The sequence below is a fragment of the Halapricum sp. CBA1109 genome (assembly GCF_009741825.1).
GTDB lineage: Archaea > Halobacteriota > Halobacteria > Halobacteriales > Haloarculaceae > Halapricum.
In genome coordinates this window covers 1-5,098 of sequence record NZ_WPCA01000171.1, presented here as the reverse complement: position 1 = coordinate 5,098, position 5,098 = coordinate 1, and the positions used below count along the sequence as shown (strand labels likewise).

3 protein-coding genes and 2 pseudogenes are annotated in these 5,098 nt (G+C 65.5%); all 5 read right to left on the bottom strand.

Features of this window, described 5'->3' with window-relative positions:
- Positions 1 to 1,270, bottom strand: a pseudogene (locus tag GJ629_RS14240) (glutamate--tRNA ligase); the annotation flags it as partial.
- A 44-nt stretch (positions 1,271 to 1,314) separates the two neighbouring features.
- Entirely contained in the window at positions 1,315 to 1,572 is a 258-nt protein-coding gene (locus GJ629_RS14235; protein ID WP_157513625.1) for a hypothetical protein, read from the bottom strand.
- Positions 1,573 to 1,969: 397 nt separating this feature from the next.
- Positions 1,970 to 3,016, bottom strand: a complete 1,047-nt coding sequence (gene idsA3, locus GJ629_RS14230; RefSeq protein ID WP_157513624.1) for a geranylfarnesyl diphosphate synthase — start codon at positions 3,014 to 3,016, stop codon at positions 1,970 to 1,972.
- A gap of 5 nt (positions 3,017 to 3,021) precedes the next feature.
- Positions 3,022 to 4,368, bottom strand: a complete 1,347-nt coding sequence (locus GJ629_RS14225; protein WP_157513623.1) for a ribonuclease J — start codon at positions 4,366 to 4,368, stop codon at positions 3,022 to 3,024.
- Between the two features lie 234 nt (positions 4,369 to 4,602).
- Positions 4,603 to 5,098 (bottom strand): annotated as a pseudogene (locus GJ629_RS16425) (hypothetical protein); the annotation flags it as partial.

Here is a 5,098-nt window from a genome sequence, read left to right as displayed (position 1 = left end):
AAAAAGGCCCGGTCGGTGTCGTCGTCGATCAACTCGCGGTTGGTGGCGTACACCGTCGACATCGCGAGGTCGACGTTGCTACTCGAGGCACCGAGTCCCGCCATCGCGTCGACGATGGCCTCGCCGCGGATGCCCCGGCGCCGCAGGCTCTTGATCGTCGCGCCCGCGGGTCCTCCCAGCCGTCGAGTTCGCCCGCCTCGATCAGTTCCTTGATCGAGGACGTCGACATCGAGACGTCGTAGGCGTCGACCTGGACGTGACCCCAGTGGATCACTTCGGGGTACTCCCAGCCGAAGTAGTCGTAGACGAACCCCTGCCGCTTGGCCGAGTCCTGCAGGTCGATGCCGCGGATGATGTGCGTCACGCCCGTCAGGTGGTCGTCGATACCGCTCTGGAAGTCAAGCATCGGCCAGCAGCGATAGTCCGCCGCCTCTTCTCGTGGATGGGGCGTGTCGATCATCCGGAAGGCCACCCAGTCCCGCAGCGCCGGGTTCTTGTGTTCGATGTCCGTCCGGACGCGCAGGACTATCTCGCCCGCGCTGTACTCCCCGTCGACCATCGCCTCGAACTCTGCGAGGGTCTGTTCGTGGTCTTTCTCGCGGTGTTCGCAGGCCTCGCCGCTGTTTTTCAACTCCGAGAACGCCTCCTGTGGGCACGTACAGGTGTAGGCCCCGCCCATCTCGATCAACTCGCGAGCGTGGTCGTAGTAGGTCTCCAGACGGTCGCTGGCCCGGATGACCTCGTCCGGTTCGAAGCCGAGGTAGTCGATGTCGTCCAAAATTGCGTCGTAGGCGTCTAGGTCCGGGCGCTTGGTCTCGGGGTCGGTGTCGTCGAACCGAACGAGAAAGGAACCGTCGTAGCGCTCTTTGTACCGACCGATCACGGAGGGCATCCGAGCGTGGCCGATGTGCCACGGGCCGTTGGGGTTCGGAGCGGCGCGCATCCGCACCTCGTCGTAGTCGTCGGCGTTCGGCAGGCCAGGGAGGTCGTACTCCTCGCTCTCGTCCTCGCTGTCGAGTTCCTCGAGTCGCTCCGGGGCGAGTTCGCCGAGTCGGTCGCGTTTCTCCTCGGTGCTCATCCCGTTGACGCGTTCGACGACGGGCGCGACGACGCCGGCGAGTTGGTCGCCGTACTCGCGGAAATCCGGATTTTCGCCCATCAGCGGCCCCATAATCGCGCCGACCTGTGCGTCGCTGTCGTGTTTGAGCGCGTTGAAGAGAGCGTTGGCCTCGGCCTCGGCCTCGGCGCGCTCGCGAATCTCGTCGTCCATACCCCGCGGTTGGACTGGCCCCGGCAAAACACTCCCGGGTTCGGTCAGCAGTACGCCTCCGACCGCATCGTACACAGCACCGACACCTCGTAGCCGTAGACGGCCGAGGAGTCGCCGCGAACCTCGGTACTGAGCGTCACCGTCGTCCGTTCGCCCGGTTCGAGCGGTTCGGAGACGACGCTCCACCCTCTGGAGGAACTCCGTGGCTCCGCCACCGTCGCGCCGGTCTCGTCGTAGACTCTCATTCCATAGCCGTAGTCGGCCGGATTCACCGTCTTCTCGCCGGTGTTCTCTATCGTCACGTCGGCGACGTACTCCCCGTCGCGTCCGACCCCGACATCGAGACGACGGTGAAGCGTCGACGGCGTTCGCCCGGACCGACCCGCCGGCCGGGACTGTCGGCGTCTGCTCGGTGGTCTGTTCGCCCGCCCGCGTGGTCGTACGCTCCGATAGCGAGGCCGTCTCCGACGGCTCCGAATCCTCGCCGTCGTCTGGGTCCGCATCGCTACTACAGCCCGCGACCAACGCGCCCGCGACCACCGCACCACTTCTGAGTATCGTTCGCCGGTTCACACGACCGCCCACGTTCTATCAGGAAATAACTGTTCTGGAATAATACCGTAGGCCCCTGTCCGACCGCCGGACAGCGCGTACCGGCGGCTACGACATCGTGAGAGAAGCCGCGAGAGACAGGGCTGCTCAGTACTCGCGTTCGACGAGGAAATCCGCGATGTCGTCGAGGCGATCGCGGGCCTCGCTGTCGGGGAGGACCCGGAGGTGGTCTTTGCCCTCCGCGATCAGGTCGTGGGCCAACTCGCGAGCGAAGTCGATGCTGCCGGCGTCCTCCAGTGTCTGGACGGCCGCGTCGATGGTCGCCTCGTCGACGGCGTCGACGTCCGTCTCGGGCACGAGGCTGTCCACGTCGACGCCCTGCTGGCGGGCGTGCAGCGTGATGATCGTCTGTTTGTCCTCGACGAGGTCCGAGCCGCGCTGTTTGCCGAGTTTCTCGCTCGGGGTCGTCAGATCCAGCAGGTCGTCCTGAATCTGGAAGGCGCGACCGACGTTGAGGCCGTACTGGTAGAGGGCGTCGACGTACTCGTCCTCGCCCATCAGGATGGCCGGCATCGACGCCGCGGCGGCGTACAGCACCGCCGTCTTCAACTCGATCATCTCAAGATACTCGTCGGTCGTGACCTCCGTGCGGGTCTCGAAGTCGATGTCGAAGCTCTGTCCCTCACAGATCTTCGTACAGGTCGTCGAGAGCTCAGAGAGCGCACGGACGGCGCGGTCCGGTTGCGCGCCCGTCTCCAGCATATTCTCGAAGGCTTTCGCGTAGAGGGTGTCGCCGGCGAGAATCGCCGTCGAGAGGTCGAACTCCCGGTGGACCGACGGGACGCCGCGTCGCATATCGTCGTCGTCCATGATGTCGTCGTGGATCAGCGTGAACGACTGGATGATCTCGATGCTGACCGCAGCGGCCATCAGGTCCATCTCGCCGTCGGGCGTCGGAAACGCCCGGTAGTCCTCGCTCAGCGGCGGTACGTCCGTGATCGCCTCGCCGGCGAGCAACAGTATCGTCGGCCGGAGGCGCTTGCCGCCGGCGTCCAGCAGATATCGCGAGGCCTCGTACAGCCGTTCCGGACGGACTATCGGCAACTGCTGTGGGATCGCCTCGTTGACCAGCGCCTGCCGCTGGGCGATGGCCTGCGTCACGGCGTCGGCGTCCGCGTCTGTCCCCTCGCTCATCTGTCTCACTCGACCAGCGTGATCAGGTTGCCGTTCCGGGTCAGGTGCAGGTCACGACCGACCGTGTACCCCATCCCCTCGGCCAGGTCCACGTACGGGGAGAACCCTTTGAGGTCCTGGTGAGCCGGGATGACGTTCTCCGGCTGGAGCGCGTCCAGCATCTCGTAGTGGCCCTCCGATCGGAGGTGGCCCGAAACGTGGATGTCGTCGTAGATGCGCGCACCCTGCATCCCCAGCAGCTTCTCGCTTTGGTAGCGCTGGCCCTCGTTCATCGGCTCCGGGATGACCCGGGCCGAGAAGATGACCTTGTCGCCGTCGTCTAGTTCGTACGGCGTCTCGCCGCGGCCCATACGGGTGAGCATCGCCCGCGGTTCGCCTTGGTGGCCCGTCACGATGGGCAGGAAGTTCTCCTTGCCCTCGTTCATAATCCGCTTGAACGTGCGGTCGACGGACTTTCGGTGGCCGTACATCCCGAGGTCGTCGGGGAAGTCGACGAAGTCGAGTCGCTCGGCGGTGCCCGAGTACTTCTCCATCGAGCGGCCCAGCAACACCGGCTGGCGGCCGATGTCGTCGGCGAACTCGACGAGGCTCTTGACACGCGCGATGTGGCTGGAGAACGTCGTCGCGACGATGCCGCCGTCGTAGTCTTTGACGCTGTCCATCACGTCACGGAGGTGACGGCGCGCGACGGACTCGGAGGGCGTGCGACCCTTCTTGCCCGCGTTGGTACAGTCCTCGATGTAACAGAGGACGCCGTTGTCCTCGCGACCAATCTCTCGGAACCGCTTCATATCGATGGGGTCGCCGATGACCGGCGAGTGGTCCATACGCTTGTCCAGCCCGTAGACGATTGCCCCCTCCGGGGTGTGGAGAACGGGGTTGATAGCGTCGATAATGGAGTGGGTGACGTTGACGAACTCCAGTTCGTTGCGCTCGCCGATGGACATCGTCTCGCCCGCGTCCATCTTGATCAGGTCGTTCTGGACGCCGAACTTCTCCTCGCCTTTGATCTGCTGTTTGACGAGTTCGATGGTGAACGGCGTCGCCACGATGGGCGCGTCGTAGCGGTGGGCGAGTTTCGAGATGGCTCCGATGTGGTCGAGGTGGCCGTGAGTCGGCACGATGGCCTTCACGTCGCCTTCGAGTTCGGACATCACGCGGTCGTCCGGAATCGCGCCCATATCGATCAGGTCGAGGCTGTGCATCCGCTCGGTCTCGACGTTGTCGTGGATGAGAACCTTCGAGAGGTTCAGCCCCATGTCGAAGACGACGACGTCGTCACCGGCGCGTACCGCAGTCATCTGGCGGCCGACTTCCTCGTAGCCGCCGATTGTCGCAATTTCGATTTCCATATGTATCACTCCGAGTGGCCGCCCCGTGCGGGGCCGAAGGACACACGACAACAGTCCGGGCTATCCGATGATACGCTCGTCTCGAACCGGATGCCGGATGGGCGGGTCGTCCCGACCGACGCCGCCGGCACACGGGTCGAAGTGACCGTCCGCGGGTCCCTCGGCCGCCGTCGGAGTGGCGACCGATGCTCGGTTACTAGCCTCTACAGCGGCCCGGGGTAAAAACTGTGCGGGTTATCGGCGTGACTCGCCCGCCTCGTCTTCCTCCTCGAGTTTCTGCTCTATCTCCTCGCGCCACGCCTCCTCCTCGGCCGGCCCGGCCTCCGTCCCGAACGGATCGCTCTGTGCGGAGTGAGGATCGTCTATCGGGTCGCTCGGATCGAACGCCTCGCCGCCGTCGCCCCCGCCGTCGAGCGGATCAGCCGCTGTCTCCTCGGCCGGCGGCTCTGAGGACCCGAGCGGATCAGACGGCTCCGACCGGTCGTCCGTCTCGGTCGTCGCCTCGTCGCTCCGACCGGTCGTCGTCTCGTCACCCCTGTTGGCCGACACCCCACCGCTTCGGTCGCCCGTCGCCTCGTCCGCGTCGCGGTCTGCCGACTCCTGTTCGGGCTCCTCGGCGGCCGATTGCTCGGCGTCGGCGGATTCCGCTGTGTCCGTCTCGACGGGACGGTTCACGCCGGCGTGGACCGCGTCGGTGACCAGCGTGAAGAGACGGTCAGCACGCCGGCGA